General features: G+C 74.9%; 26 protein-coding genes. 17 read left to right on the top strand and 9 right to left on the bottom strand.

What is annotated here, in order from left to right:
* Positions 1-62 precede the first annotated feature (62 nt).
* The 3 genes from ABZ881_RS14685 to ABZ881_RS14675 all read left to right on the top strand — a co-directional run bounded on the left by ABZ881_RS14685 (position 63) and on the right by ABZ881_RS14675 (position 4,227).
* Positions 63-296, top strand: coding sequence for a hypothetical protein (locus ABZ881_RS14685; protein WP_358484859.1), 234 nt, complete (start codon positions 63-65; stop codon positions 294-296).
* Between the two features lie 4 nt (positions 297-300).
* Positions 301-3,390, top strand: a complete 3,090-nt coding sequence (locus ABZ881_RS14680) for an AAA family ATPase (RefSeq protein ID WP_358484856.1) — start codon at positions 301-303, stop codon at positions 3,388-3,390.
* 210 nt (positions 3,391-3,600) lie between these two features.
* Positions 3,601-4,227, top strand: a complete 627-nt coding sequence (locus tag ABZ881_RS14675; protein ID WP_358484855.1) for a hypothetical protein — start codon at positions 3,601-3,603, stop codon at positions 4,225-4,227.
* A gap of 24 nt (positions 4,228-4,251) precedes the next feature.
* On the opposite strand, the gene ABZ881_RS14670 is transcribed toward ABZ881_RS14675, so the two are convergent.
* A complete protein-coding gene (locus tag ABZ881_RS14670; RefSeq protein WP_232021269.1) occupies positions 4,252-4,473 on the bottom strand; it encodes a hypothetical protein in 222 nt (73 codons plus the stop codon).
* A 249-nt stretch (positions 4,474-4,722) separates the two neighbouring features.
* On the opposite strand from ABZ881_RS14670, the gene tenA reads away from it, so the two are divergent.
* Entirely contained in the window at positions 4,723-5,391 is a 669-nt protein-coding gene (tenA, locus tag ABZ881_RS14665) for a thiaminase II (RefSeq protein ID WP_358484854.1), read from the top strand.
* 39 nt (positions 5,392-5,430) lie between these two features.
* On the opposite strand, the gene ABZ881_RS14660 is transcribed toward tenA, so the two are convergent.
* From ABZ881_RS14660 to ABZ881_RS14650, 3 genes are all read right to left on the bottom strand, one after another.
* Positions 5,431-5,835, bottom strand: a complete 405-nt coding sequence (locus ABZ881_RS14660; RefSeq protein WP_358484853.1) for a phage holin family protein — start codon at positions 5,833-5,835, stop codon at positions 5,431-5,433.
* Positions 5,835-7,073 carry a serine hydrolase domain-containing protein gene (locus ABZ881_RS14655; RefSeq protein WP_358484851.1) on the bottom strand — a complete coding sequence of 413 codons (1,239 nt, stop codon included), beginning with the start codon at positions 7,071-7,073 and terminating at the stop codon, positions 5,835-5,837. Before ABZ881_RS14655 ends, ABZ881_RS14660 begins: the two co-directional genes overlap by 1 nt.
* A gap of 201 nt (positions 7,074-7,274) precedes the next feature.
* A complete protein-coding gene (locus ABZ881_RS14650; protein WP_358484849.1) occupies positions 7,275-8,078 on the bottom strand; it encodes a class I SAM-dependent methyltransferase in 804 nt (267 codons plus the stop codon).
* Between the two features lie 152 nt (positions 8,079-8,230).
* On the opposite strand from ABZ881_RS14650, the gene ABZ881_RS14645 reads away from it, so the two are divergent.
* Both ABZ881_RS14645 and ABZ881_RS14640 read left to right on the top strand, forming a co-directional pair.
* Positions 8,231-9,205 (top strand): patatin-like phospholipase family protein, encoded by a 975-nt coding sequence (locus ABZ881_RS14645; RefSeq protein WP_358484846.1) that lies wholly within the window; start codon positions 8,231-8,233, stop codon positions 9,203-9,205.
* A 75-nt stretch (positions 9,206-9,280) separates the two neighbouring features.
* The gene (locus ABZ881_RS14640; protein WP_344027945.1) at positions 9,281-9,538 is read left to right on the top strand and encodes a hypothetical protein; all 258 of its coding nucleotides are present in this window, start codon (positions 9,281-9,283) and stop codon (positions 9,536-9,538) included.
* Positions 9,539-9,564: 26 nt separating this feature from the next.
* Here ABZ881_RS14640 and ABZ881_RS14635 read toward each other — a convergent pair whose 3' ends face one another.
* Both ABZ881_RS14635 and ABZ881_RS14630 read right to left on the bottom strand, forming a co-directional pair.
* Complete coding sequence (locus ABZ881_RS14635; protein WP_358484844.1) at positions 9,565-9,783, bottom strand: hypothetical protein; 219 nt, start codon at positions 9,781-9,783, stop codon at positions 9,565-9,567.
* A gap of 56 nt (positions 9,784-9,839) precedes the next feature.
* The gene (locus tag ABZ881_RS14630) at positions 9,840-10,994 is read right to left on the bottom strand and encodes a GNAT family N-acetyltransferase (protein ID WP_358484843.1); all 1,155 of its coding nucleotides are present in this window, start codon (positions 10,992-10,994) and stop codon (positions 9,840-9,842) included.
* A 98-nt stretch (positions 10,995-11,092) separates the two neighbouring features.
* On the opposite strand from ABZ881_RS14630, the gene ABZ881_RS14625 reads away from it, so the two are divergent.
* Positions 11,093-12,748, top strand: a complete 1,656-nt coding sequence (locus tag ABZ881_RS14625) for a CocE/NonD family hydrolase (RefSeq protein ID WP_358484841.1) — start codon at positions 11,093-11,095, stop codon at positions 12,746-12,748.
* A gap of 18 nt (positions 12,749-12,766) precedes the next feature.
* A complete protein-coding gene (locus ABZ881_RS14620; protein ID WP_358484838.1) occupies positions 12,767-13,438 on the top strand; it encodes a response regulator transcription factor in 672 nt (223 codons plus the stop codon).
* On the opposite strand, the gene ABZ881_RS14615 is transcribed toward ABZ881_RS14620, so the two are convergent.
* Positions 13,414-15,459, bottom strand: a complete 2,046-nt coding sequence (locus ABZ881_RS14615; protein WP_358484836.1) for an ATP-binding protein — start codon at positions 15,457-15,459, stop codon at positions 13,414-13,416. The genes ABZ881_RS14620 and ABZ881_RS14615 overlap by 25 nt on opposite strands.
* A gap of 170 nt (positions 15,460-15,629) precedes the next feature.
* Here ABZ881_RS14615 and ABZ881_RS14610 point away from each other — a divergent pair, with 170 nt between their 5' ends.
* Positions 15,630-16,238: a hypothetical protein gene (locus ABZ881_RS14610; protein WP_358484835.1), complete on the top strand. Its 609-nt coding sequence runs from the start codon at positions 15,630-15,632 to the stop codon at positions 16,236-16,238.
* A gap of 155 nt (positions 16,239-16,393) precedes the next feature.
* On the opposite strand, the gene ABZ881_RS14605 is transcribed toward ABZ881_RS14610, so the two are convergent.
* Positions 16,394-16,759 (bottom strand): hypothetical protein, encoded by a 366-nt coding sequence (locus ABZ881_RS14605; RefSeq protein ID WP_358484833.1) that lies wholly within the window; start codon positions 16,757-16,759, stop codon positions 16,394-16,396.
* A 495-nt stretch (positions 16,760-17,254) separates the two neighbouring features.
* Between ABZ881_RS14605 and ABZ881_RS14600 the strand changes: the two genes are divergently transcribed.
* Genes ABZ881_RS14600 through eutC form a run of 3 tightly spaced genes read left to right on the top strand, consistent with a single transcriptional unit; the run spans position 17,255 to position 19,514 of the window.
* On the top strand, positions 17,255-17,419 hold the full coding sequence (locus tag ABZ881_RS14600) for a hypothetical protein (protein ID WP_358484831.1): 165 nt from the start codon (positions 17,255-17,257) through the stop codon (positions 17,417-17,419).
* Positions 17,416-18,792, top strand: a complete 1,377-nt coding sequence (locus ABZ881_RS14595; protein ID WP_358484830.1) for an ethanolamine ammonia-lyase subunit EutB — start codon at positions 17,416-17,418, stop codon at positions 18,790-18,792. Before ABZ881_RS14600 ends, ABZ881_RS14595 begins: the two co-directional genes overlap by 4 nt.
* Positions 18,789-19,514, top strand: a complete 726-nt coding sequence (gene eutC, locus ABZ881_RS14590) for an ethanolamine ammonia-lyase subunit EutC (protein ID WP_358484828.1) — start codon at positions 18,789-18,791, stop codon at positions 19,512-19,514. Before ABZ881_RS14595 ends, eutC begins: the two co-directional genes overlap by 4 nt.
* On the opposite strand, the gene ABZ881_RS14585 is transcribed toward eutC, so the two are convergent.
* Positions 19,500-20,141, bottom strand: coding sequence for a GyrI-like domain-containing protein (locus ABZ881_RS14585; RefSeq protein WP_358484826.1), 642 nt, complete (start codon positions 20,139-20,141; stop codon positions 19,500-19,502). The two genes, eutC and ABZ881_RS14585, sit on opposite strands and share 15 nt — an antisense overlap.
* Positions 20,142-20,233: 92 nt before the next feature.
* Here ABZ881_RS14585 and ABZ881_RS14580 point away from each other — a divergent pair, with 92 nt between their 5' ends.
* From ABZ881_RS14580 to ABZ881_RS14560, 5 genes are all read left to right on the top strand, one after another.
* Positions 20,234-21,763, top strand: coding sequence for an AbgT family transporter (locus ABZ881_RS14580; RefSeq protein ID WP_358484824.1), 1,530 nt, complete (start codon positions 20,234-20,236; stop codon positions 21,761-21,763).
* A 56-nt stretch (positions 21,764-21,819) separates the two neighbouring features.
* Entirely contained in the window at positions 21,820-22,323 is a 504-nt protein-coding gene (locus ABZ881_RS14575; RefSeq protein WP_358485065.1) for a putative immunity protein, read from the top strand.
* Between the two features lie 417 nt (positions 22,324-22,740).
* Entirely contained in the window at positions 22,741-23,724 is a 984-nt protein-coding gene (locus ABZ881_RS14570; RefSeq protein WP_358484822.1) for a hypothetical protein, read from the top strand.
* Positions 23,721-24,425, top strand: a complete 705-nt coding sequence (locus tag ABZ881_RS14565) for an ATP-binding protein (RefSeq protein ID WP_358484820.1) — start codon at positions 23,721-23,723, stop codon at positions 24,423-24,425. The genes ABZ881_RS14570 and ABZ881_RS14565 overlap by 4 nt, the downstream gene beginning before the upstream one ends.
* Positions 24,422-25,957, top strand: a complete 1,536-nt coding sequence (locus tag ABZ881_RS14560) for an ASCH domain-containing protein (RefSeq protein WP_358484818.1) — start codon at positions 24,422-24,424, stop codon at positions 25,955-25,957. Before ABZ881_RS14565 ends, ABZ881_RS14560 begins: the two co-directional genes overlap by 4 nt.
* Positions 25,958-26,018 lie beyond the last annotated feature (61 nt).

The following is a 26,018-nucleotide window of genomic DNA, read 5'->3' as shown; positions in this document are numbered from 1 at the left end:
GCGATCGGCGGTGCGTGACCGCCCGATGTGCCGGGCCGGGCCTCAGGCCGAGTGTCGTGGCCATGCCCCGTCACCACGCGGACCACGACCGCACCGCCCGCTACCCCACCGACCTGCACGCCGCGCTCGCCCGGCAGCGGCAGGACCAGCTGCGGGCCGAGGCGGACGCCGACCGGCTGGCCCGGTCCGTCCGTCCGGCCCGCCGCCGGTCCCGGCTGCGCCGGCTGCTCCGGATGACACCGGCCCGGCCGGCCGCGGAATCCGGCCGGGATTGTCGGACCCGCGTGCCACGATGACCCGGTGGCCGGGCCGGTGACACTCCCGCCGGGGCCCGGCGACGCACTGCCGGACCCCGGGCCGGTGCTGCTCGGCCGGGCGACCGAGCTCGCCGCGCTGCGCGCCGCACTGGCCGGTGCGGTCGGCGGCCGGGCCGGCGCGGTGCTGCTGTCCGGGGACGCCGGGATCGGTAAGTCCCGGCTGGCCGGCGAGCTGGCGTCCGCCGCGGCCGCGGCCGGCGCGCGGGTCGTCGTCGGCCGGTGCCTGGACACCGGCTCGGCACCGCTGCCCTACCTGCCGTTCTCCGAGGTGCTGGCCGGGTTGCAGGCCACCGACCGGGAGCTGCTCGCCGAACGTCCGGCGCTGCGCGGGCTGCTCCCCGGCGGCACCCCGGCGCCCGAGCGGGCCGCAGCAGACCGGGAGCTGGACCGGCTGGCCGTGTTCGACGGGGTGGCCGGTGCGCTGCGGGCCGGCGCGGCGCAGGCGCCGCTGCTGGTGGTCCTGGAGGACCTGCACTGGGCCGACCGGTCCAGTCGCGAGCTGCTCGGCTACCTGCTGGCCCGGCTCGGCTCGCAGCGGCTGCTGGTGCTGGCCACCTACCGGTCGGACGACCTGCACCGCAGGCATCCGCTCCGGCGCACCCTGGCCGAGCTGGTCCGGTTGCCCGCGGTGCGCCGGCTGGAGCTGGGCCCGCTCCCGGCCGCCGACGTGCTGGAACTGGTCCGGCACCGCGTGTCCTCGACGGGGAGCCCGCTGCCCGAGGAGACCCTGCACCGGATCGCCGACCGCAGCGGCGGCAACGCGTTCTTCGCCGAGGAGATGGTCGCGGCCGGGCGGGCCGAGCTCCCGGAGGCCATCGCCGATGTGCTGCTCACCCGGCTGGACCAGCTCTCCGAACAGGCCCGGGTGGTGCTCCAGGTGGCGTCGCTGGCCGAGCGGCGGATCCCGCACGATCTGCTGTGCGACGCCGCGGGCCTGCCCGCCGACGAGCTGGCCGCCGGGCTGCGCGAGGCCGTCTCGCACCACGTCCTGGTCCCGGCCGGCGCCGCCGGGGACACCTACGCCTTCCGGCACGCGCTGCTTCGCGAGGCGGTGCACGACGACCTGCTCCCCGGCGAGCGGGCCCGCCGGCACGCCCGGCTCGCCGAGCTGCTCGCCGACCGCCTCGACGAGCCGGGCGCAGCCGCGGAGCTGGCCCGGCACGCGGTCGCCGCGCACGACCTGCCGCGCGCCCTCGCCGCGTCGGTGCTCGCCGCCCGCGAGGCGCAGCGCAGGCACGGTCCGGCCGAGGCGCTGCTGCACACCGAGCGGGCACTGGAGCTGTGGCCGGCGGTGCCCGATCCGGTGCAGGTGGCCGGGGTCGCCGAGAGCGTGCTGCTGCGCGACGCGGCCTGGGCCGCGGGGGCCGCCGGGGATCCCGAGCGGGCGACCGCGCTCGGGGCGCTCGCCGTCCGGGTCGCCGACGAGCGGGAGGGACCGCTCGCCGCGGCGGGCACCCGCATCCGGTACGCGATGCGCCTGCTCGACCGGGGGTCCGGGCTGGAGGAGGCGATCGGCGCCGCCGAGGCCGCGATCCAGCTGCTCGCCGACGAGCCGCCCGGGCCCGACCTCGCCTGGGCGCACGCCGTCCTCGCCCGCGCACTGGTCAACGCCGACCGGCCGGAGCCGGCCTGGCCGCAGGCGCGCGCGGCGCTGGCGGTCGTCGACGGCACCGACCGTGCCGCGCTGACCGGCGCCGAGCTCCGGAACCTGACGGCGGCGCACGCCGACGCGCTGATCACACTGGCGTTCTGCGCGCAGACCGAGGGCGATCCGGCGCGCGCCCGGGACCTGCTGGCCGACGCCGCCGAGCTGGCCGCTGCGTCCGGGAGCCGGACCGTCGAGCTGCGGACGGTGTGGAACCGCGGGGTCTCCCTGCTGGAGGAGGGTCGGCTCGACGACGCGGTCACCGAGTTCGACGACGGCAGCCGCCGTGCGGCGGGCTACGGCCTGTCCTGGGTCGGGTACGGGCTGGACTTCCAAGTGGTGCGGGCCCGGGTGGAGTTCCAGCGCGGCGGGTGGGACGCCGCCCTCCGGATCGCGCACGGCATCGACCCGGCCGTGCCGGTGCAGATCACCGGAGTGCCGGCGGCGGCCGGGGCGATGGTCACCGTCGCCCGCGGCGACCTCGCGGCCGCCGAGCGGCTGCTGGAGCTGTTCGCCCCCGAACCGCCGCCGCACGAGCAGGTGCCGATGCTGCTCGGGATGGTCGGGGTGGAGGCCGCCTGGCTGGCCGGCGATCCCGGGCTCGCCGCCCGGCGGGCCCGGGCCGCGATCGACGAGCTGCGCCGCGAGTTCCCGCTGCACCTCGGCCAGATCGCGCTCGGCGCGCTCGGCGCGGGCGCCCAGGCCGATCTCGCCGTCGCCGCCCGCGCCGAGGGCGCACCCGACTCCGCCTTCCGGGCGGCCGCCGCGGAGCTGCTCGGGTTCGCCGAGCACGCCGCCGAGCACGGCATGCCGCGCGGAACCACGATCGGGCCGGAGGGCCGGGCCTGGCTCCTGCGCGCCCGGGCCGAGATCGGCCGGGCCGCCGGCTCGACCGACCCGGACCCGTGGACCGCGGTCGTCGACACGTTTGCGGGTCACGGCGACGGCTACCGGGCCGCGCAGGCCCGGCTGCGGCGGGCGGCCGTCCTGCTGGCCCGCGCCGTCGGTGCGGGCCGCGGTGCCGCCGCGGACCGGCGGGCCGCGGCGGAGGACCTGGCCTCGGCCGCGGACACCGCGCAGCGGCTCGGCGCCCGCCCGCTGGCGTCCGCGGTCGCCGAGCTGGCCGGCCACGCCGGCGGTCCGGGCGGTGGCGGTCCGGGCAGTGGTGGTCCGAGCAGTGGCGACCGGGCGGGGCGGCCGGCGCCGCTGACCCCGCGCGAGCACGCCGTCCTCGAGCAGGTCGCGCGCGGGCTCACCAACCGGGCCATCGGCGCGCGCCTGTTCATCAGCGAGAAGACGGTCAGCGTCCACCTCTCCCGGGTGATGGCGAAGCTCGGCGCCTCCGGGCGGGCCGAGGCGGTCTCGGTGGCGCACTCGCGCGGCCTGATCGGTCGTCCCCCGGACCAGGTGCCCCGCGCAACGGAGTGATGATCGGCGACCCTGTGTGATCCCTCGAATGGCGTACGGGTGTTTCGTTCCATCTGTCGGGTGGAGCAGTCACTCCGACGATTGGCGTAACTCGTCACCGGATAACAGGGTGAGCACCCGACACGACAAGACGGGCAGAAGCAGGAACCGGCGGCGCGCACCGGATCCCGAAGACCCCGTATCGACTCCCCCGAGATCGTGGTGATCGTCATGTCCGCGCCCGTCATCCGCATCCCGACCCCGCGCCGGCCCGTCGGCACCGCCGAGCAGGCGCCGAGGCGCGTCCGGCCCGAGGGGGACGTCCGCCACCTGGACCTCACGCACCGGCCGGGCGTCCCCGCCCCGCGGCCCGGCACGCCCCGCGCGGCCGAGCAGGGCCCGGCGGCGCAGCAGCCCACCACCCGGGACCCGCGCGTCCAGCGGCCGGGCACCGACACCCGCAGGCGCGCGGCGCACCCGGAGCCGCCGTTCCCGACCGGCGGGCGGTCGGGCGGGGAGCGGCGCACCGAACAGCGAGCTGCTGAACAGCGCCCTGCCGAACAGCTGCGACCCACCGCACAGCGACCCACCGCACAGCGACCCGCCGGACTGCGACCGGCCGCCCCGGAGCAGCGCAGTCCGGCGCCCGGCCCGCCGGCGAACAGGGACCGCATCCCGGCCCGGGAGGCCGCCGGGCGCGGCGGTACCGCGGCACGGGTCTTCACGATCGTCGCGCGGCTGGGGAGCCTGACCACGCTGGCCGCGATGGTGGTGCTGGCCGCGGCCGTCGCCGGGCTGGCCGACGGCGACCCGCCGACCGGTCCGGCGGCCGAGGTCTCCGGCAGCACGCTGCGCTGAGCGCGCGCCGCCGGGACCGCAGGATCAGGCCGCGTCGGAGCGCGACGCGGGCTGGGACTTCAGCACGTCGTCGACGAGGTCCATCACCAGGCGGTTCCCGCCGAGGCGGTACCCGAAGTCCTCCCAGGACAGCAGCTCCCGGGAGATCAGCTCGCCGACCGGGCCCGGGTAGACCCGGGTGGCCCGGAACGCGGCGGCCCGCATCCGCATCTTCTCGTGGTGCTCCATGGGCGCCGGTGCGCTCATGCCCTCACCTCCGCGATAGGGGGACTTGACATCGGCGCGCCCTCCGCGCTGAGCCGCCCGCCTCATCCCATGGTGACGGCCCCGCCGCCCATCTCCGCTGCTAAGTGCTCAGCGTCTCACTGTCGTGTCACCGCCCGGTTGACACCGTGTCGACCAGGCATTACGGGGCCGTCACGGTCACTCGCGGTGCAGGTCGCCGCACCGCGCCGGCACCGATGCCCGCCGCGCACCGCCACTACGGTGACGGTCATGGCGCACCGCACACGTGACCTGCTCTGGTCGGACGTCGAACCCATCCACGAGAAGATCCTGGCTCACCCGTTCGTCACCGGGCTGACCGACGGATCGCTGGCGCACGACGCGTTCCGGCACTACATCATCCAGGACGCGCACTACCTGCGCGGCTACGCGAAGGCCCTGACCGTGTGCGCGGCGAAGGCCCCGGACGACGACGACACCGTCATGTTCGCCGAGCACGCGGCCGGCGCGATCGCCGCCGAGCGCGAGCTGCACACCGACCTGCTCGGCGGCCTCGGCCTCACCTCCGAGGAGGCCAGGGCGACCCCGGTCGCGCCGGCCACCAGCGCCTACGTCAGCTACATCCTCGCGGCGGCGCACGGCGGCTCGTACGCCGAGGGCGTCGCGGCCGTGCTGCCCTGCTACTGGATCTACGCGAAGGTCGGCGAGCACCTGGTCGGCACCGGCTCGCCGGACCCGCTCTACCAGCGCTGGATCGACATGTACGCGGGCGAGGAGTTCCGGGCCGTCGTCGACGCCGTGCTGGACGCGACCGACCGGATCGGCGGCACCGTCTCGGACACCGAGCTGGACCGGATGCGGGCGCACTTCGCCACGACGTCGCGCTACGAGTGGATGTTCTGGGACGGCGCGTACCGCCAGGAGACCTGGCCGGTCTGACCCGCACCGGGGCGGGCGCCGGCGCCCGCCCCCGCCGGGTCAGCTCCGGTCGAAGCGGTCCGGGACCACCAGGTTCAGGAAGAACGACACGATCGCGACGATGATGGCGCCCCAGAAGGCCGCCCAGAACCCGTCGACCACGAACGGCAGGTTCAGCACCCCGGACAGCCAGCCGGTCAGCATGAACATCAGTGCGTTCACGACCAGGCCGAACAGGCCCAGGGTGAGGATGTAGAGCGGGCAGCCGATCGTCGCCACGATCGGCTTGACCACGGCGTTCACCACGCCGAACAGCAGCGCGACGCCGAGCAGCGTCCCGATCCGGGCGCCGGTCGTCCCGGCGGCCAGGTCGATCCCGCTGACCAGCACGGTCGCGACCCAGAGCGAGGCCGCGACGACCACCGTCTGGATGGCGAAGGCGAGCGCGGGGGAAGCCGGTTTCATCAGTCGATCACCGCCTGCTGAACCAGCGTCTGGAGCTGGGAACGGATCGGGTAGGTGCTGGACGGGACCAGCTGGGTGAAGAACAGCGCCACGACGTCGTCGACCGGATCCACCCAGAACGCGGTCGAGGCGAGCCCGCCCCAGGCGAACGTGCCCTCGTTGGCGAGCTGCTTGCCGGCCGGGCCGTCGATCACGACCGAGAAGCCGAGGCCGAACCCGACGCCGGTGAACGCCGACTCGGAGAAGATCGGCCGCCCGACCGTCTCCAGGTCGCCGCCGCCGGGCAGGTGGTTGCGGGTGGCGCGGGCCAGCGTCCGCGGGCCGAGGATCCGGACGCCGTCGAGCTCACCGCCGCGGGCGAGCATCCGGGCGAACCGCAGGTAGTCGCCCGCCGTGGACAGCAGCCCGCCGCCGCCGGACAGGTAGGTCGGTTCGCGGGTGGCCGCGCGCGCGAGCACCTTGTTGACGACCAGCCCGCCGCCGGGTCGGGCGTTGTAGAGGGTGGCCAGCCGCTCGGCCTCCGGCGAGCCGGGCGCGACCGAGAACGTGGTCTCGGTCATCCCGAGCGGATCGAGGATCTCGGTGCGCAGGAACTCGTCGAGCCGCTGCCCGGAGGCGACCTCGACGACCCGGCCGAGCACGTCGGTCGCGACCGAGTAGTTCCATTCGGTGCCGGGCTGGAACAGCAGCGGGAACGACGCGAACTGGTCGGCCGCCGTCGCCAGGTCGACGCCCTCGGGGGCGCCGAACTCGTAGCCCTTGGACCGGTACATCTCGTCCACCGGGTGCGCGTGGTGGAAGCCGTAGGTGAGCCCGGCGGTGTGGGTCAGCAGGTGGTGCACCCGGACCGGCTCCAGGGCGGCCTCGGTGCCCGGGTTCAGCGCGGAGCCGCCGCGGTAGACCCGCTGCTCGGCGAACGCCGGGATGTAGCGGGACACCGGATCGGTGAGCTCGAGCGCCCCTCGCTCCCAGAGCATCAGGGCGGCCACCGAGGTGATCGGCTTGGTCATCGAGTAGATGCGCCAGATCGTGTCGTCGGTGACCGGGAGCCCGGCCTCCACGTCGCGCCGGCCGTGGTGCGACAGGTGCACCAGCCGGTCGCCCCTGGCCACCGCGATCGTCCAGCCGGGGAGCCTGCCGTCGTCGACGTAGCGGCGGAAGTGCGTGTCGATCCGGGCGAGCCGGGCCGCGTCCAGCCCGACCTCCGCCGGATCCGCCTCGATCTTCGGAACGGTCACGGTGCCGAGCCTACCCACGGGGCCCGCTCCCCACTTCTGATGATCCGGCCGCGCGTGCCGTCACCGGAGGCGCTCCGGCTCGTCGTACCGGTCGTGCCCGGCGCAGCGCGCCGGGGTGGGCGGCCCCGGGGGGTCGCCGTCACGTCGTGGCCGGTCCGACTGGGGAGCCGGGTCCGGCCACGACGGGCCCCGGCGATCCGGTCAGCCGGGCCGGATCCGGTAGTGGGCGAGCCGGTGCCCGCGCAGCGCCGGGGTGGCACGCAGCGCGGCGGCGAGCGCCCGGGTGGTCCGCGGCAGCCGCCCGGCGACGGCGGCGGGCGGGTCACCCACCCCGCAGGCGTCGAGCAGGTGCAGTCCCCACGGCTCCAGCTCGCGCGGGTCCTCGCAGGTCCAGTCGACCTCCAGCGCGCGCAGCGGGCCGGTGCCCAGCCGCCCGGCGGCGGCCCGGGACAGCACGTCGGTGACCAGCTCCGCGCCGGGCAGCATCCGGGCCGCGGTGAACACGATCCGCTGCACGCCCTGCTCCGGGAGCAGTGACAGCACCTGGTCGGACACCACCAGGTACGGGCCGGGCAGCTCACCTGCCAGCTCCAGCCAGTCCTCGTCGAGCGCCGACCCGGCCACCAGGTGCGCGGGCGAGGGCAGCAGCTCGCGGCGCAGGTCGGCGACCTCGGGCAGCTCGACGTCGACCCAGTGCGCCGGACCGGCGGTGCCGAGCCGGCCCGCCCGCGAGTCCAGGCCCGGGCCGAGCTCGACCACCGTCCCCGCCGGGTTCCGGCCCACGAACTCCCGGACCCAGTGGTCGAGCACGGCGGCGCGCAGCAGCGTGCACAGCGCGTCGGCGCGGCCCGGCGCGGCCCCCAGGTCGAGATCCTCGGCCAGGCCTGCGGCCGCCGGGTCCGCCGCCACCGGACGGCGCCGGCGGGCGTCGCGGGCCCTGGCGTGCGCAGCCGGAAGCGACGTCGACTCGATCGCCCCCAACTGCGGCTGGCGTCGTTGCGTCACGATGTACCCCCTGGTCGCGCGAACCTACTAGGGCCCCGCCCCGGCCCCTCCACGGGGCGGTGGGCGGTGGGCGGGCCGCGACCGGTGGCACGTGAACGGTCCCGGCCCGGCCCGGGCGACCCGCCGCTGCGGCGGGGACGAGGATGGCCGCCATGAGCCACTCCCCCGTCTCCCCCGGGGCCCACGGCGACACCGAGGTGCTGCGGCTGCTCGCGGCCCGCCTGACGGCCGGGCGCGGCCCCGGGCTGCACGACGACGGGCACCGGCTGGCCCTGGTCGTCGGCGGCGGCGGCATGCGCGGCGCCTACGCGGGCGGCATGGTGCACGCGCTGGCCGATCTCGGCGCCGCCGGCCTGTTCGACGAGGTGTGGGGCAGCTCGGCGGGTGCGTTCGTCGGGACCGCGCTGGTGCTCGGCCACGGCGCCGACGCCGCCCGGATCTTCGGCGACGACATGGCGTGCCGGGAGTTCATCGACCCGCGCCGGTTCGGCACCCGGCGGCCGATGGTGTCGCTGGACCACCTGCTCGACCACATCCTGGTGGAGTCCCGGCCCACCGACTGGTCGTCGCTGGTGACCAGCCCGGTGCCGTTGCGGGTGCTGGTCACCCGGGCAGGCGACCTGACCCCGCACGTGCTCACCGACCTGCCCGACGGCGCCGGCTGGAAGGCCGCGATGCGGGCCACCGCGACGATCCCCCTGCTCGCCGGGCCGCCCGTCCGGATCGGCGACGACGAGTGGATCGACGGCTCGGTCGGCGATCCGCTGCCGGTGGCCAGGGCGCTGCGCGGCGGCGCCACCCACGTGCTCGCCCTGATGACCCGCACCGCCGACGAGCTGACCGCACCACCCGCCGACGCCCGCGTCCCGCTGTGGGCCCGGTCGCTGGACCGGCTCGCCCCCGGGCTCGGCCGGATGGCGCAGGACTCCGCCCGGCACGGCGAGTGCCTGTCGCTGCTGACCGACGCGGCACATCCGGACCGGCGCGGCGCGCACCTGCTGACGCTGACCCCGCACCGCTCGACCGGCGTCCGCGGGCTGACCACCGACCGGGCGAAGGTCACCGCCGCCGCCCGGGTCGGCTACCGGACGGTGAGCGAGGTGCTGGCGCCCCCGATCGCGGCCTGAGCACGGCCGGACCGATGACTTCCGGCGGTCCGGCCGGTCTCCCCCGATGGTGCCGACGGCGGAAGGGGCTGGGCCATGCCGGGTTCGCCGTCGTTCCGCACCCGGACCGTGCGGCTGCCGCCGGGTGGCTCCCGCCCGCACCACGAGGACGAGTGGCGGGGCGCCCTGGTCGTGGTGGACGCCGGGGTGATCGAGCTGCGCTGCGCGGCGGGCGGCAGCAGGCGGTTCGGCGCCGGATCGGTGCTCTGGTTCACCGGCCTCGACCTGGTACTGGTGTGCAATCCCGGCGAGCAGGACGCGGTGTTCCGCGGGATCACCCGCGCGACCGGCTGAGCCGGGGCCGCCCGGCGGGATCCCGCTCAGCCGGCCGCGTCGAGCGGCCGCAGCCAGATCCCGTTGCGGGTGGCGATCAGCCCGAGCTCGCCGGGATCGGCGACGCAGACGCCGCGCGGGCGGTGGGAGTCCCACAGATCCGCGTCGTCGAACACGGCACCGCAGCCGCCGAAACGGCCGCAGCAGTGGGCCCGGTCCGCCCCGACCCACTCCCGGTCACAACACGTCATCCGCAGCACCTGCACCCGGCGGAGGCTACGCGGGACCACCGACGGTCCCGGGCGCGCCGGGGACGTGTCGATCACCGGTCGGCCGCGAGGAGCTCGTACCAGACGCCGTCGGAGACGATCCCGCCGTCGAGGCCGCACACGCCGTCCGCGCGGAACGCCGCGGCCTGCCGGAAACCGGCCCGCTCGGCCACCCGCCGGCTCGCGCCGTTCTCGGCGGCGGTGCCCAGCGCCAGCCGGTTCCGGCCGAGCCCGCCGTCGGCGACCGGGGTGAAGGCGTGCCGGGTGACCCGCCGCAGCGCCGCCGCGACGTGGCCGCGGCCGCGGGTGTCCGGATGGGCGCGGTAGCCGATCTCGCCGCCGGCCGGGGCGTAGGGCCGGTCCATCCCGGACACGGTGATCGTGCCGAGGTAGCGGTCGTCGTCGCGGTCGGCGATCACCCAGGTCACCGCCGCGCCGAGGGACCGGGCCAGCTCGGTGTCGTGCAGCAGCCACCGGTGGGCGTCGGCGGCGTCGGCCTCGTGCGAGCGCGTGCCGTCCCACCAGCGGCTCTCCGGGTCGTTGTAGGTCGTCAGGTGCCGGTCCACATCGGATCCCGACGGCGGGCGCAGCCGGATCCGTCCGCACCCCAGGACCGGGACCGGCCACCAGGTGGTGCGCGGCTCCCGGGACGCCGACGGGACCGCCGGGTCCGGCAGCAGCACGGCCGTCCAGGCGTCGACCAGCCCGCCGGGGCCGGGCAGCGCGCGGGTGCGGACGCCGTCGAAGGCGAACCCGCAGGCGTGCGCCACCCGCCAGGACGCGACGTGCCCGGCCCGGCACGCCCAGTGCAGCACCTCGAACCCGGCCCCGGTGAACCCCCAGCCGGCGGCCAGCCGCAGCGCCCGGCTCATCCGGCCGGCGCCGCGCGCCCACGGCGCGAGCAGGAAGCCGACGCTCGGCGGCGGGCCGGGGCGCAGGTCGATCTGCCCGGCGTAGCGGGGGCGGCCGTCCGGCCCGGCCGCCTCGACCGCCCAGCCGAAGCCGTCGCCGGTCGCCCAGTTCGCCGCGACCAGCTCCGTCCAGGCCCGGGCGTCGGCGGTGCAGAGGTGCGCCCCGAGCGTGGTCCGGCGCCGGATCTCGGGGTCCCGGTAGACGGCGGCGATCTCGGCCACATCGGACTCGACGAACCCGCGCAGGGTCACCACGCCGTCGGTGAGCACCGGCGGGACGGCCTGCGGAACTGCCATCCGCCGTGGATACCGGCCGCCGACCTGAGCCGGCAACCGGGTTCTCCTACGATCGGCCGGGGCCCCGCAGCCACGCGGGCCCGAGGGGGGAGGTGGCGATGGCCGCGCTCGCGGAGCGTCTGATCGACCGGCGACTGGGCTTCACCGGCCCGCCGGTGCCCTACGTGCGGGAGCGGGACCTGCGCGTCCCGCTGTCCGACGGGGTCGTGCTGCTGGCCGACCGCTACCGCCGCCCCGGCCCGGCCGGGCCGCGCCCGGTCGTGCTGATGCGCACCCCCTACGGCCGCGACGGCCTCGGCTCGCTGATCGGGTCGCTGCTGGCCCGCCGCGGGTTCCAGGTGCTGGTGCAGAGCACCCGCGGCACCTTCGGCTCCGGCGGCCAGTTCCGGCCGTTCCTGCACGAGAGCGCGGACGGGCTGGACACACTGGACTGGGTCCGCGGGCAGCCGTGGTGCGACGGCCGGGTCTCCATGGTCGGCCCCAGCTACGTCGGGCACACCCAGTGGGCGGTCGCGCCCTACGCCGATCCGGGCCTGTGCTCGATGAACGCCGACATCACCGCGTCCGAGTTCACCAGCACGTTCTACCCGGGCGGCGCCCCCGGGCTGCTGAACCTGGCCGGCTGGGTGAACCAGATCGGCCGCCAGGAGCGGATCGGCGCGGTCACCGGCTTCCTGGCCACCCCGGTGTTCAGCAGGCGCAAGCGGCGCGCCGTCACGTCGCTGCCGCTGCAAGCCGCCGACGTCGCGCTGGCCGGCGCGCCGGTGATGTTCTGGCGGGACTTCGTCGAGCACGCCGAGCGGCCGCGCGAGTTCTGGGCGCCCGCCGAGCACGACGGCTTCGACGCCGCCGCGATGCCCCCGGTCTGCATGGTCACCGGCTGGTGGGACCTGTTCGTCGACCGTCAGCTGGTCGACTTCACCGCGCTGCAGCGGGGCGGCGCGACCGCCCGGATCACGATCGGCCCGTGGAACCACGGCGACGCCGGGTCGGTGTCCACGATCGCGCACGAGATGGTGCACTGGCTCGGCGTGCACCTGCACGACGGGCCGCACGACGGCCGGGCCCCGGTGCGCGCCTACGTCCAGCACGCCGACCGGTGGACCGACCTGCCGTGCTGGCCGCCGCCGGACGCCCAGCCCAGCGAGTGGTACCTGGCGTCGGGCGGGCACCTGCTGCCCGAGTCGCCGTCGGCCGGGGCGGCGGCCGACTCGTTCGTCTACGACCCGGCGGACCCGACGCCGACGGTCGGCGGGCCGATGCTGCAGCCCCCGTCCAAGCAGCACGACAACCGCGACGTCGAGGCCCGCGACGACGTGCTCGTCTACACCGGACCGCCGCAGGAGACCGATCTCGACCTGCTCGGCCAGGTGTCGGCGGTGGTGTACGTGCGGACCGCGGCCGAGGGCACCGACTCGGCCGAGGGCGACGTGTTCGTGCGGGTCTGCGACGTCGCCCCGGACGGGACGTCGCTGAACGTCACCGACGCGATGCACCGGCTCGTCCCCGGCCGGGAGGCGACGGCGCCGGACGGCACCACGGTCGTCCGGCTGGCACTGAGCCCGACCGGGTACCGGGTGCGGGCCGGGCACCGGATCCGGGTGCAGATCGCCGGGGCCGCGTTCCCGCGGTTCGCCCGCAACCACGGCACCGGCGAGCGGATGGCGACCGCGGTGACCGGCCGCCGGATCCGCTACGAGGTGCTGCACGGCCCGGACCACCCGTCGCACGTGGTGCTCCCGCACCATCCCTGATCCCGCTAGGTTCCGGGCATGGCCCTGCGGGTGGTCGCCGCCGAGGACAGCTACCTCATCCGGGAGGGGCTGGCCGCGCTGCTGCACGCCGATCCCGATCTCGACCTGGTGGCCCGCGTCCCGACGCTGCCCGAGCTGCAGCGGGCGGTCGCCGAGCACCGGCCGGACGTGGTGGTGACCGACGTCCGGATGCCGCCCGGGCTGCGCGACGAGGGCATCCGGGCGGCCGAGGAGCTCGCCGCCGGGAACCCGTCGACCGGGGTGGTCGTGCTCTCCCAGTACGTGGAGCCGGACTGGGCGCTGCGGCTGTTCACCCCGGGCGCCGCCGGGCGGGCGTACCTGCTGAAGGAACGGATCGGTGACCTGGACACGCTGCGGCACGCGATCGGCACGGTCGCCGCGGGCGGCACCGTGCTGGACCCGCAGGTGGTGGAGGCGCTGGTGGCGGCCCGGTCCGGGCGGGCCGCGTCGCCGCTGGCCGGGCTGACCGGGCGGGAACGGGAGGTGCTGGGGCTGGTCGCGGAGGGACTGTCGAACGGCGCGGTCGCCGATCGGCTGCGGCTCGGCGACCGCGCCGTGGAGAAGCACATCACCAGCGTGTTCACCAAGCTCGGCCTCGATCCCGACGACGACGCCGTGCACCGCCGGGTGCGGGCCGTGCTGGTCTATCTCTCCGCGACCTCCGGCTGATCGGGCAGGGTGCCCTCGACCCGGGTGCCCGCGCCGGCGCCGCCGTCGATCCGGACCCGGCCGCCGAGCGCGGCGACCCGGTCGGCGATGTTGGTCAGCCCGGTCCCCGGTCCGGCCGGACCGGGGCCGAACCCGCCGCCGTCGTCGGTGACGGTGAAGGCGGGCCCGTCCGGCCCGCCGGTCAGCTCGATCCCGATCCGCGTCGGCGCCCCGTGCCGCACCGCGTTGTGCACGGCCTCCAGGCAGCTGAAGTAGACCGCCGTCTCCACCGCCCGGGCCCGGCGGCCGAAGCCGGTGCCGCCGACGGTGACCGGCACCGGCAGGGTCCGGGTCGCGGCGCGCAGCGCGGCGGCGACGCCGAGCTCGTCGAGCAGCGGCGGGTGCAGGCCGCGGGCGAGATCACGCAGGCTGCGCACCACCGCGTCGACTTCCGATCCCAGCTCGGCCAGCCGCGGATCGCCGGTCCCGGCGTGCAGTGCACCGATCCGCATCCGCAGTGCGACCAGCCGGGCCTGCGCACCGTCGTGCAGGTCGCGCTCGATCCCGCGGCGGGCCGCGTCGTGCGCCTCCACCAGGCGCCGGCGCGACTCGGCGAGCTCGGTGAGCCGTTCCTGCAACTCGTCGGCCAGCCGCGCGGTGCGCACCACCGGGCCGAGTGCGCGGGCGACGTCGTCGAGCAGTGACGGGGCGTCGCGCACCAGGTCGGCGCGGGCGACGGCGAGCAGCCGCAGCTCGCCCAGCAGCTCGTCACCGGCCTCGATCGGCACCCGCAGCTCGGCGTGCCGGGCCGGTGCGGTGCCCGATCCGGCGACCCGCGCGGCGTCCAGCCACACCTCCGCGCGGGCGGCCCCGGTGCTGCGCACCAGCAGGTTCGCGACGTCGTGCAGCACCTCCGGCAGGCTCGCCGTCCCGGACGCCCTGGCCGCCAGCCGGGACATCACACCGAGCCGGTCGGTGTCGCGCCGGTACAGCAGCCGGTCGGTCACCCGCCGGGTGTACCGGCGGACCGGCTCGACCAGCAGGGCGACCAGCGCCGCCCCGGCCAGCACCGGCAGCGCCCCGTCCGGCGCGGCGCCGCCGAGCCGGCCGAGCAGCCCGCCGCCCCCTACCACGACGGCCAGGTAGACCACCGCGACCAGCGCGGACAGCGCCACCGCGACGGCGGTACGGCCGAGCACCGGTTCCATTTCGTGCAGCCGGTAGCGGGCCGCGGCCACCCCGTAGCAGACGACCAGCAGGTTGATCAGCACCAGCATCGCCGGGATCCACAGTGCCCGCCACGGATGGGTCAGGACCCCCACCAGCGCGAACAGCACCAGCACGACGCCGATCACCCGGTACGGGCCGCGCTCGGCCGGATCCGCCCGCCGCCACCGCCCGGCCAGACCGGCCAGCGCCGCGGCGGCACCGACCAGCACCGCGGCGCCGCCGAGCGCCATGAGCAGGCCGATCCCGGCGGGCCGGTCCGCCACCGCCCAGGTCGCGGTGGGCCAGGCGTCCCAGGCGGACGCGGCGACCAGCAGCCCGGCACCGAGCGTCCCGGCCACCGCGGCCACCCGGCCGGTCCGGCCGGCGAGCCTGCCGTCCGGGAACAGTGCCGGCAGCGCGACCGCGGTGAGCACCGCGGCGGGCACCCAGAACCAGTTCATCGCGTTCAGCGGCACGGTGGCGGACAGCGGCAGGGTCACCGCCAGGATGCCGTCGGTCAGGGCCACCGTCAGCGGCTCGCTCAGCCCGGCCCGGACCAGCGCGGCGTCCGCGACCGCGGCGAGCACCGTGTGCACCGCGTGGATCCACCCGATCGTCATCAGCACCACGCCGGAGCCGTGCCCGGGGCGCCTGCTCAGCACGAACCGTCCGGTCCAGAGCAGCACGACCGCGGACGGGCCGTTGTGCCAGAAGAACAGCCCGTAGAGCACCTCGGCGCCACGGCCCCGGGCCAGCAGCGTGGCGAGGGCGACGAGCACCACGACCGTCCCGGTGACCGCGAGCACGGTCGGCAGCCGCCGGTGCGGGGTCATCGGCCGAGTATCGCCGCGCCCGGCCGCGCGCGGACAGGGGGTGGACCGGCCGGCCGCGGTGCGGCCGTCCGCACCCCTGCCGGTCGGGCCGCACGCTGGGCCGGCGTCCCGGACGGGTCGAGTGTGGACGGCGGTCCCGGGGCGGGTGCCCCGGGAGGGAGGAGACCGTCGTGACCGACACGACCACGCACACCGTCCCGACGACGGCGGACCGGATCGCCGGCACGGCCGCCGTGCTGGGCCCGCTGCTGCTGCTGGCCAGCAGCCTGCTGTTCCTGTTCGTGGAGAACGGCATCAACGACGGCGTGCTCGGCGGCACCGTCGGGATGTGGTCCTGCTTCGCGCTGGCGGTTGCGGTGCCCGGCGTGCTGCGCGCGCTGGAGCCGGTCGCACCGCGAGCCGCCCCCCGGGTGGCACTGGTCGCCACGATCGGGTTCGTCGCCGGGGCGGCGTTCAACATCCAGGCGATGTACGGCGCGGCGACCGGGACCTTCCTGCTGGACCGGGTCGGCGACGGCGTGCCGCTGCTCGCACTGCTGGCGTTCCTGCCCTGGGGCTGGTTCGCCCCGCTCGGCCTGGCGCTCACCGGATGGCTACTGCTGCGGGCCGGCGCCCGGCTGCCGGGCGGGCTGCTCGTCGCCGCCGGGATCCTGTTCGTGATCGGGCGTCCGGGCACGATCGGCCCGCTCGTGCTCGCCTCGGACGTGGCGCTGATCGCGGCGCTGGTGCCGCTCGGGGCCGGACTCGCGACCGGCCGGTCCCCGATCCGGCGACCGTAATTCGTGGTCGTTTCCGACCGGGTGACCGCAAGAATGCCGAATTCCCCGCTCCGGTTCGCAGGAGCGGGGAATTCGGACGGCCGGCCCGGGCCACGCCGGTTCCGCGGGAGACGGCCCGCGGAATCGGCGTGGACGGTTCGGACCTCAGGCGCAGATCAGTCCTGGACGTTGGTCTGCGAGGTCGAGCCCGGGGAGCACTCGGAGATGCTCGGCGCGTCGGCACCGTTGGTGGCCTGGCCACCGAGGATGCCCAGGACGCTGGCGGCGATGTCGGCGCTGTTCAGCGAGCAGGACAGCACGTTGGCGTTGTTCAGGGCGTTCACGTCGCCGACGTTGACCAGGCCGCGCTGCGCGGAGTTGCGGTTCTGGTCGATGTTGTTCACCTGGTCGGCGTTGACGACGGTCTTGTCGCCGTGCTTGTGGCCGTGGTCCCAACCACCGTCGCCGGCGAACGCCAGCGGCGAGACGGCGAGCAGCCCAGCGGTGACGCCGGCGGTGACGATTCCAGCCTTCTTCAGCACAGTTAGTTCTCCGTTGTGTACGGGGTCCGTTTCGGACCGGCGTGTTCGGCGTGGGTTCGGGAGCCCTGCCGATGCACAGAACGCTATCCGGTCGCCCCTCGTTCCAACGAATTCCTTACCACTATCGGACGACAGGCATTACTTTCCGCGAGGATACTGCTCTCTTCCGGCAGCCCGCGGCGCGCGATTCCGTCGCTTCCGGCGGCATTCCGCGACGCACCGTCACCGGCCAGAACCCGAACGGACGCGTACCCTTTTCCCGGAACACGCACCGTGATCGGGGTCCGGCACGACCGGGCCGCCGGGCCACTCCGTCGCGTGGACACCGGGTCCCGCCGGCGCCGCTGCGGGACGCAACAGATCGTCACATCGACGTATCCCGCACGACCGGGGGTCACACCTACGATCCGCTCACCTCGAGGAGCGGAACGTGGCGGCGGCTACACGTTCGCCCGCCGTCACCACCGGGTCGCGCTGGTCATCGCGGTGCTGGCGGTGATCGCCACGTTCCTGGTCGATCCGGTCGCGGCCGGCGCGACCCTGGGCGCCTTCGCCCTGTTCGTGCTGTACTTCGGCCTCTACTCGCGGCACCACCTGGCGGCGGCCGCACCGGACGAGGAGTTCGCGGCGCTGGCGAAGGTGGAGGAAGAACTGACATGACGCGGCGCAGGGCCACGCTCGGCGGACACACCTACGAGTTCGGGGACCTGGCGGCCCTGCTCGCCGCGGCGACACCGGAACGGTCCGGGGACGTGCTGGCCGGCGTCGCGGCGTCGTCGGAGCAGGAGCGGGTCGCCGCCCAGGGCGTCCTCGCCGACCTGCCGCTGTCGACCTTCCTGACCGAGCACGTCGTCCCCTACGAGGACGACGACGTCACCCGGCTGATCGTCGACACCCATTCGGCGGAGGCGTTCGCGCCGGTCTCGTCGATGACCGTCGGCGGGCTCCGGGAGCACCTGCTCGCGCCGTCGACCGACATCACGCCGCTGGCGCCGGGCCTGACCCCGGAGATGGTCGCGGCCACCGCGAAGCTGATGCGGCTGCAGGACCTGATCGCGGTCGGCCGCCGCACCCCGGTGGAGACCGCGTTCCGGTCCACCGTCGGCCGCCCGGGGACGATGGCGACCCGGCTGCAGCCCAACCACCCCACCGACGACCCGGCCGGGGTGACCGCCTCCATCGTCGACGGCCTGCTGCTCGGCTGCGGCGACGCGGTGATCGGGATCAACCCGGCCACCGACTCGCCGCAGCGCACCACCGAGCTGCTGCACCTGATCGACGACGTCCGCAGCCGCTACGCGATCCCGACCCAGTCCTGCGTGCTCGCGCACGTCACGACGTCGATCGAGATCATGGGGCGCGGCGCCCCGGTGGACCTGGTGTTCCAGTCGATCGCCGGGACGCAGGCCGCCAACGAGGGGTTCGGCGTCACCCTGGACCTGCTGACGGAGGCGCACCAGGCGGCGCTGTCGCTGAACCGCGGCACCGTCGGCACGAACTGCATGTACTTCGAGACCGGCCAGGGCAGCGCGCTGTCCGCGGACGCCCATCACGGCGTCGACCAGCAGACCCTGGAGACCCGCGCCTATGCGGTCGCGCGGGCGTTCGATCCGCTGCTGGTGAACACCGTCGTCGGGTTCATCGGACCGGAGTACCTGCGGGACGGCAAGCAGATCACCCGGGCCGGGCTGGAGGACCACGTCTGCGGGAAGCTGCTGGGCGTCCCGATGGGCGTCGACGTCTGCTACACCAACCACGCCGAGGCCGACGCCGACGACACCGACGCGCTGCTCACCCTGCTCGGCGCCGCCGGCTGCTCGTTCGTGATCTGCGTGCCCGGCGGCGACGACGTGATGCTGCACTACCAGTCGCTGTCGTTCCACGACGCGCTCTACGCCCGCCAGGTGCTCGGGCTGCGCCCGGCGCCGGAGTTCGAGGAATGGCTGACCACGATGGACATGCTCGCCCCGGACGGCCGGGTGCGGGAGCTGCCCGGATCGGCCATCCGCACGCTGACCGCGGGCGTCCGGTGACCGGCACCGATCCGCTGGACGTGCTGCGCGCCTCCACCCGGGCCCGGGTCGCGCTCGGCCGGGCGGGGGACGCGCTGCCCACCGCCCGGTTGCTGGAGCTGCGGGCCGCGCACGCCGCCGCCCGGGACGCGGTGCACTCGCCGCTGGACGTGGACGCGCTGGTCGGCGCCGTCGCCGCGCTCGGGGTGGACACGCTGCGCGCGGCGGGCGCCCCGCGGGACCGCGCCGAGTACCTGACCCGGCCCGATCTCGGCCGGCTGCTCGCCGCGGGCACCGAGCTGCCGGCCGGTGGGCACGACGTCGTGCTGGTCGTCGCCGACGGGCTCTCGCCGCGCGCGGTGCAGGAGCACGCGCCCGGCATGCTCGCCGAGATCCTGGACCGGCTGGACGGCTGGCGGGTCGCGCCGGTGGTCGTCGCCACCCAGGCCCGGGTGGCGCTGGGCGACGAGATCGCGGCCGCGGTCGGCGCGCGCAGCACGGTGGTGCTGATCGGCGAGCGGCCCGGGATGAGCTCGGTCGACTCGCTCGGCGTCTACTTCACCTACGACGCCCGGCGCGGCCGGCGGGACTCCGAACGCAACTGCCTGTCGAACATCCGGCCGCCGCACGGCACCGGTTACGCGGCCGCGGCGACGACGCTGGCGATGCTGATGAGTGAGGCGAAGCGGCTGAAGCTGTCCGGGGTCGGGCTGAAGGCCGACCCGGCGCTACCGGCCGGCTGACGGACCGGGACCGGCGGGCGCGACCGGCTGCCGCAGGATGGTCCGTAGCTTCTCCGGGGCGACCCGCCGCGGGTCGCTCAGGTAGATCTCGTGGTGCCGGCCGGTCATCGCCAGGCCGTGGCCGGGGATGAACTCCTCGTGCATCCGGCGCAGCAAACCGGCCTCGTCGTCGTAGGAGCCGATGTGCAGGGCCTGCACGCAGCGGCCCTCGGACAGCGTCGCGAACCGGACGTCGCCGAGCCGGGCGGGTGCCGAGCGGACCCGGACCCGGTCGACCGCCGCCGCGAACAGGTCGTCGCCGAGCCAGTCCGGGACCAGGATCATCAGGGTCCAGCTCCACCGGCTCTTGTCCCGGGCCGAGGTGAACGACTCCATGTCGTCGGCCCACCAGAGCGCCTCCAGCGGCATCACCACGTGATCGCGCCCCAGTTGCGCCCGGCCGGCGAACTTCAGCGCGTACGCGAGCGGGTAGAGCGTGCCGACCGCCTCGGCGTAGACATCGGTGTTCGGGTCGCCGTGCCCGTCGATCATCAGGTACCGCAGGTCGGGGACGTCGATCAGGCGCGGGGTGTCGCGCTCGGCGGTGTAGCAGGGCAGCTCCCGCTTCAGGTCGACCTTCGCGGCCACGACACCCGCCTCCCCCGATACGGCCCGGCAGTGCCCGGCATCGTGCCAGGATCCACGCCGGAGCGAGTACGGATTTCCGGGGGGGAGCGCCGATGCCCGCAGCGCCGGGGACCGGTGGGCGGCTGCCCACCGTGGTCCGCGCGCTCGACGTGGTCGAGCGGCTCGGCAACCGGTTGCCGCACCCGTTCTGGCTGTTCTGGCTGCTGTCGGCGCTGCTCGGGGTGCTGAGCCTGGGGCTGGCGGCGGCCGGGGCCGGGGCCGTCGATCCGGGCGGCGACGGCTGGGTGCCGGTCCGGAACCTGCTCAGCGGCGACGGCCTGGCGTTCGCGGTGAGCGCGGCGCTCGACTCCTACCGCAGCTTCCCGCCGCTGGTCACGATCATGGTGGTGATCATGGGCGTGGCGCTGGCCGAGCGGACCGGGCTGCTCGCGGCGGCGCTGCGCGCGTCGATCGCGAACGTGCCGGCGTCGCTGGTCGTGTTCGTCCTGGCCTTCCTGGGGACGGTGTCGACGGTGGCGTCGGCGGCCGCCTACGTCATCCTCGTCCCGCTCGGCGGGATCGCGTTCCGGGCCGTCGGACGCTCGCCGATCCTGGGCGTGGTCGTCGCCTACACCTCCATCGCGTCCGGCTACGACGCCAACCCGGTCCCGGCGCCCAACGACGTGGTCTTCGCCGGCATCACCACCGCGGCGGCGCGGATCGTCGATCCCGGCGCCGTCGTGACCCCGCTGGGCAACTGGTACTTCAACATCGCCTCGTCGCTGCTGCTCGCCGGGGTGATCACGCTGGTCACCGAGCTGCTGCTGACCCGGCGCGACGGGCTCGAACCGGACCGGGGCACCGGCGGCGACGACCCGGGCCTGGAGCTGTCCGCCGCCGAGCGGTCCGGCCTGCGCCGGGCGTTCCTCGCAGTGCTCACCCTGCTGACCGTCACGCTGCTGCTGACCGCGCCGGCCGGGGCGCCGCTGCGCGGGGACGGCGGGCCCGCCGGGTCACCGTTGCTGGCCGGGGTGGCGTTCCTGATCGCCCTCGTGTTCGGGACCGGCGGCATCGCGTACGGCGTCCGGACCGGCGCGATCCGGACCTTCGACGACGTGCCCGCGATCATGGCGAAGGGCGTCGTCACGGTGGCCCCGGTGCTGGTGTTCTTCTTCGCGATCTCCCAGTTCCTGGCCTACTTCAGCTGGACGAACGTCGGCACGCTGATCTCGGTGGGCACCTCGGACCTGCTGCGCGGGATCGGCGCGCCGACCTGGCTGGTGCTGCTGACCGTGCTCGCGTTCCTGCTGGTGCTGAACGTGGTGATCACCAGCGGGGCGGCGATGTGGGCGATCACCGCACCGGTCGTCGTCCCGATGCTGATGCTGCTCGACGTGCCACCGGAGACCGCCCAGACGGTGTTCCGGATCGCCGACTCCGGGTCCACCTCGATCAGCCCGATGAGCCCGTACTTCCTGCTGGCGCTGGGCTTCCTGCAGCGCTACCGGGCGGACGCCGGGATCGGCACGCTGGTGTCGTTCACGCTGCCGCTGGCGTTCGCCATGACGACGGCGTGGACCGCGCTGTTCTTCGTGTGGTGGGGCCTGGGGATCCCGCTGGGTCCCGGCGCACCGGTGCGCTGACCGCGGCGGATACTCGGCCGGTGGCACGGATCGGGCCGGGTGACGTCGCGCTGACCATGGACGACCTGCGGGTGGTCGCCCGCTACGCCCTGGGGAGCGCCGAGGAGGTGCTCGCGCTGTTCGAGGACGCCGAGCCCGACGATCCGCGCCCGCGCGCCGCCGCCGGGGCGGCCCGGGTCTTCGTCGACGGCGCCGAGCGGTCCCGGCTGCAGCGGGTCACCGCGCTGGACGCGCACCGTGCCGCGAAGGACGCAGGCCCCGGGCCCGCCCGGCACGCCGCACACGCCGCGGGGGACGCGGCCGCCGCGGCCTATCTGCACCCGATCGCCCGGGCGACCCAGGTCGGGCACATCCTGCGGGCCGCCGCGCACGCCGCCCGGGCGGTGGAGCTCGCCGCGGGCGACGATCCGGCGGTGGGTGACCGGCACGTCGAGCGAGCCCGGCGGCGGGCGCCCGCGGCGCTCGTCGACGTGCTGCGGCGCTACCCGCCCGCCCCGGCCGGGCGGAGCCGGGTCGCGCGGCTGATGACGGTCCTGGACGACGGGTTGCGATCCGGCTGAGATCCGCGGCGCGTGCCTCCCGCCGGCCGACAGGACGTCGCCTCCGCCGATGCCGGGACGACGCGGCATGACCACATCTGATCACCGACGAATGGCTGAGCACCACGCCCAGGTCGCGGTCTCCGAGATCGAGGACATCCTCGCCCACGTCTGGGTCACCGGCCCAGGAGCCACCGAACCCGGCACCCTGATCACCAGCGCCACCGCCCCGATGACCCGCGACCAGGCCCAGGCCCTGGCGATCGACCTCACCCGCGCCAGCACTCCCACCCAGGGCGGGACCGGCGCATCGCCGATCTCGAAGCGAAGCTGCTGCCCTCCCCGACCGACGTCACGCGCTGAGCGCCATCACAATCCCGACTGGGCCTTTTCTGGGCATTCTGGTTCACTGTCGCCATGCCCAGAAAAAGCCCACACGTGGGCGAGCTGGCCGACGGGCTGGCGCGAGTGCTGCGTCGGGGGTTGCCCGTCTCGCCTGCTGCGGTGGATCCGGCGCTGCTGGCGCTGCGCGGGGTCAGCGCCCGGGCCATTGATCCAGGCGAGACCGCCAGCCGCACCGCGGCGCTGGACGGGATCCTGCGCGGGCTGCTGGCACGGCTGCCCGACGCCCGCTACGCGCCCGCGGCGCGGGCGTTGTTCGGGCTTGCCCCGGCGCAGCCGGGCAGCAATCTGACCGCGCGGCGCGCGGTCGCGGCTGCCGCAGCCGGCCACGAGGTGCATCACTTCCGCAAGCGGGTCGAGCCACGCCTGCTCGACGAGCTGGCCGCCGCGCTGATCGCCGATGCTGACCGGTTCACCCGTGCGCAGCTCGCCGCGCCTCGGCTGGCCCCTGCCCTCGGGCGGGAACCGGTCGGGGCGGATCCGTTCGCCTGGGAGGTCGCCGAGCAGGAAGAAGCCCTGACCCGGGTCTGGTCAGCGATCTACGCCCTGCGCGCGGAGCTGCTCGCCGTCGAGCGCCTGATCAGCCTCGATCTCGGCGATCAGCAGGTCATGGCCCATGCGGTCACCGCAGCCTGGAGATGGGCCCGGGCCAGCAACGCCGCCCGCTCCTACACCTCCGCGTTCGGCCCCGGCCCCGGCACTGCGGAGGGGGTGAGCAGCGATCGCGCCGCGGACGAGTTGGTCGCGCTCGCCGGTTGGACTCCCGCCCTGACCACCCCTGATCGGGCCGCGCCTGCGTTGACCTCCGTATTGACCCTCGAGCAGCTGCATCGCCTGCGCGACGCAGCTGCCGGAGAGGCAACACGGGCCCAGTTCGTCGCCGCGCTGCACGACGAGGTCGAGCTCGTCGACGCCTGGATCACCCCGTTCCTCGATCCGACCACCCAGATCAGCACCCCAACCAGCAGCTCGCTCTGCACCCCAGCGCGGAGCGCGCCGCACACGCAGGAGGCCTCATGAACACCGCCGGGACACCGGGCAGTTCGCCGGGCACCGATCCGCTGCGACCCGACCGCGAATCCGGCAGCACATCCGAGTACGCGACCGAGAACGCCCCTGAGCTGCACACCCCGCTTGCGACCGCCTTGGCCGCGGCCGCCGAGCAGGATGCCCGCCGCTACGTGATCACCGGCGGCCCGTCCTCGGGCAAGGACGAGTTGATCGAGGCGATCCTGGCTGCGGGGATTTCCTGCATGGAGGCCGAACCAGGGCGACAGATCTACCGCAAGCACCGCGAGCGGCTGGGCCGGCACCTGCGCCGCGAGGACCGCCACGAGTACTCGCTGGAAGTCCTGCAGGCGTTCATCTCCGAATTCACCGCACACAAGACCGGGATCAGGTTCTACAACCGCGGCATCCCCGACGGCTACGGCTGGGACAGCTTCTTCGGCCTCGGCCCGACCCCGCAACTGGAGGAGGCGTCGCGGCTGTTCCGCTACGACGCGATCTTCGTGCTCGACCCGCTGGACACCTTCGAAGATCCCGACGACATCGTCTGGGCCAAGGACCGCGAGATCCGCCGAGTCCACGAGCTGATCGTGCAGGGCTACTACGACGCCGGCTACGAACCGGTATTCGTCGCCCCCGACGCGGCCGCCGGCCGGCTCGACTTCATCTGCGCCAACCTCCGCCTGCCCAAACCCAGCCGGGAGCGACGATGACCGCCACCACACGGGTCAGCAGCGACGCGTCCACGGCCGCCACGTCCTCGGGGGCCGCGCCGGCCTTGCTGACCTCACCGAACAGCGTGCTGGCCAACGCGCTGCTGCGCTCGATCGACGTGCTGCGCCCGCGGATCCACGCTGCTCGCCCCGAGCGGATCGAGTTCGTCGTCGGCACCCAGATCAACGGCGCCCCGCACCTGGGCACCAACCTGGTCCAGACCGCAGCGTTCCTGCTGGCCAAGATCGCCCGCCGCGAGTTCTCCATCGACACCCGCGTCCGGTTCGGCGCCCTGGACAACGCCCCGCACGAGGTCGTGCTCGACCCGGAAACCCATACCGCCTACCAGCAGACCTACTACCACGCGCTGGGCGCCGACGGGATCACCGCGCTGATCCAGCGCTACTACCGGGCGTTCTTCGACTCGCTGTCCGAAGCCACCGGCACCGACTACCTCGTCGAGACCTACACCGCGCAACAGGCCGGCCCCGGGTTCCGCGCGGAGTTCCTGCGCAGCCTGGAACGGCTCGAGGAGATCCGCTGGTGGATGGCGCCCTCCCACGGCGTCGTCCACATCCGACTGCCCTGCCCCGACTGCGGCTGGGCCGAGAAACGCGGTGACCGCACCCGGCTGGTCTCCCTCGACGAGGACGGCGCCACCTTCACCGCGGTCTGCCTCGACCACGGCCGCTACGCCGTCCACGTCGATCCCGCCGCCCCGGACCCCTACCTCGACCTGGCCACGCTCTATCGGAACCTGGTCAAAGAACGCGCGCTGGGCCGCGACACCACCACGCTGCACGTGATGATGAAAGGCGGGGACTGGGCGTTCGGGTCCCAACTCGTCGACGGCGCGCTCGGCGCCCTGCACACCCCACCCGCGCAGATGCCGGTGCGCATATTCACCCCGCAAGTCCTCGCCCACACCGGCGCGAAGCTGTCCAAATCGCTGCTGCGCGAACACGGCCGCGGGGTCCTACCCGCCGACGTCGAGCCCTGGATGCTCGACACCACCACCTGGACCGGCAACACCGACAACTACGTCGACGCGCTGCTCTGGCTCGTCGGAGAACTGCTCGCCGACCCCAAGCACTTCTTCCGCTCCTTCACCGTCAAGGAACTCGGCCGCCTCATGACCGCCCGCCCCGCAGACCTCGCCGACCGCCCCCGCGCCCACGACATGGGCATCTACAAGCGCTACTACGACCTCATCGCCGCCGGCACCAAGACCACCGAGATCCGCGTCAACGACTCCAGCCGCGCCAAGCTCACCGTCGGCAGCCTCATCCGGTTCCGCTGCCGCGACGACGAAGTCCTCACCCGCGTCACCCGCCTGAACCGCTATCCCGACTTCGACACCATGTTCGACCACGAATCCCCGACCAGCGTCAACCCCACCGCCACCCGCGAAGAGCAGCTCGCGAACATCCGACAGATCTACCCACCCGAGCGCGAAGCTCTCGGTGTCGTCGCGATCGGCATCGAACTCGTCGACCCGCCTGCCTCTCGGCCCAGCTTCGGAACCGTCTGACATCTCTTATGCCACGTACGGGCACGCGACGTGAAACCGCAGATCAGAGGCATTGCGGACG

It is taken from the genome of Pseudonocardia sp. NPDC046786 (genome assembly GCF_040645415.1).
GTDB lineage: Bacteria > Actinomycetota > Actinomycetes > Mycobacteriales > Pseudonocardiaceae > Pseudonocardia > Pseudonocardia kongjuensis.
The sequence above is the reverse complement of the archived record's forward strand: the minus strand, read 5'-3'. Positions and strand labels throughout refer to the sequence as shown.

What these genes read in the sequence shown, in the direction of transcription:
- ABZ881_RS14685 (WP_358484859.1), top strand. Translation starts at nt 63, where the DNA reads ATGCCCCGTCACCACGCGGACCACGACCGCACCGCCCGCTACCCCACC.
- ABZ881_RS14675 (WP_358484855.1), top strand. Translation starts at nt 3,601, where the DNA reads ATGTCCGCGCCCGTCATCCGCATCCCGACCCCGCGCCGGCCCGTCGGC.
- ABZ881_RS14670 (WP_232021269.1), bottom strand. Translation starts at nt 4,473, where the DNA reads ATGAGCGCACCGGCGCCCATGGAGCACCACGAGAAGATGCGGATGCGG.
- tenA (WP_358484854.1), top strand. Translation starts at nt 4,723, where the DNA reads ATGGCGCACCGCACACGTGACCTGCTCTGGTCGGACGTCGAACCCATC.
- ABZ881_RS14660 (WP_358484853.1), bottom strand. Translation starts at nt 5,835, where the DNA reads ATGAAACCGGCTTCCCCCGCGCTCGCCTTCGCCATCCAGACGGTGGTC.
- ABZ881_RS14645 (WP_358484846.1), top strand. Translation starts at nt 8,231, where the DNA reads ATGAGCCACTCCCCCGTCTCCCCCGGGGCCCACGGCGACACCGAGGTG.
- ABZ881_RS14640 (WP_344027945.1), top strand. Translation starts at nt 9,281, where the DNA reads ATGCCGGGTTCGCCGTCGTTCCGCACCCGGACCGTGCGGCTGCCGCCG.
- ABZ881_RS14630 (WP_358484843.1), bottom strand. Translation starts at nt 10,994, where the DNA reads ATGGCAGTTCCGCAGGCCGTCCCGCCGGTGCTCACCGACGGCGTGGTG.
- ABZ881_RS14625 (WP_358484841.1), top strand. Translation starts at nt 11,093, where the DNA reads ATGGCCGCGCTCGCGGAGCGTCTGATCGACCGGCGACTGGGCTTCACC.
- ABZ881_RS14620 (WP_358484838.1), top strand. Translation starts at nt 12,767, where the DNA reads ATGGCCCTGCGGGTGGTCGCCGCCGAGGACAGCTACCTCATCCGGGAG.
- ABZ881_RS14615 (WP_358484836.1), bottom strand. Translation starts at nt 15,459, where the DNA reads ATGACCCCGCACCGGCGGCTGCCGACCGTGCTCGCGGTCACCGGGACG.
- ABZ881_RS14595 (WP_358484830.1), top strand. Translation starts at nt 17,416, where the DNA reads ATGACGCGGCGCAGGGCCACGCTCGGCGGACACACCTACGAGTTCGGG.
- ABZ881_RS14580 (WP_358484824.1), top strand. Translation starts at nt 20,234, where the DNA reads ATGCCCGCAGCGCCGGGGACCGGTGGGCGGCTGCCCACCGTGGTCCGC.
- ABZ881_RS14575 (WP_358485065.1), top strand. Translation starts at nt 21,820, where the DNA reads ATGGACGACCTGCGGGTGGTCGCCCGCTACGCCCTGGGGAGCGCCGAG.
- ABZ881_RS14565 (WP_358484820.1), top strand. Translation starts at nt 23,721, where the DNA reads ATGAACACCGCCGGGACACCGGGCAGTTCGCCGGGCACCGATCCGCTG.
- ABZ881_RS14560 (WP_358484818.1), top strand. Translation starts at nt 24,422, where the DNA reads ATGACCGCCACCACACGGGTCAGCAGCGACGCGTCCACGGCCGCCACG.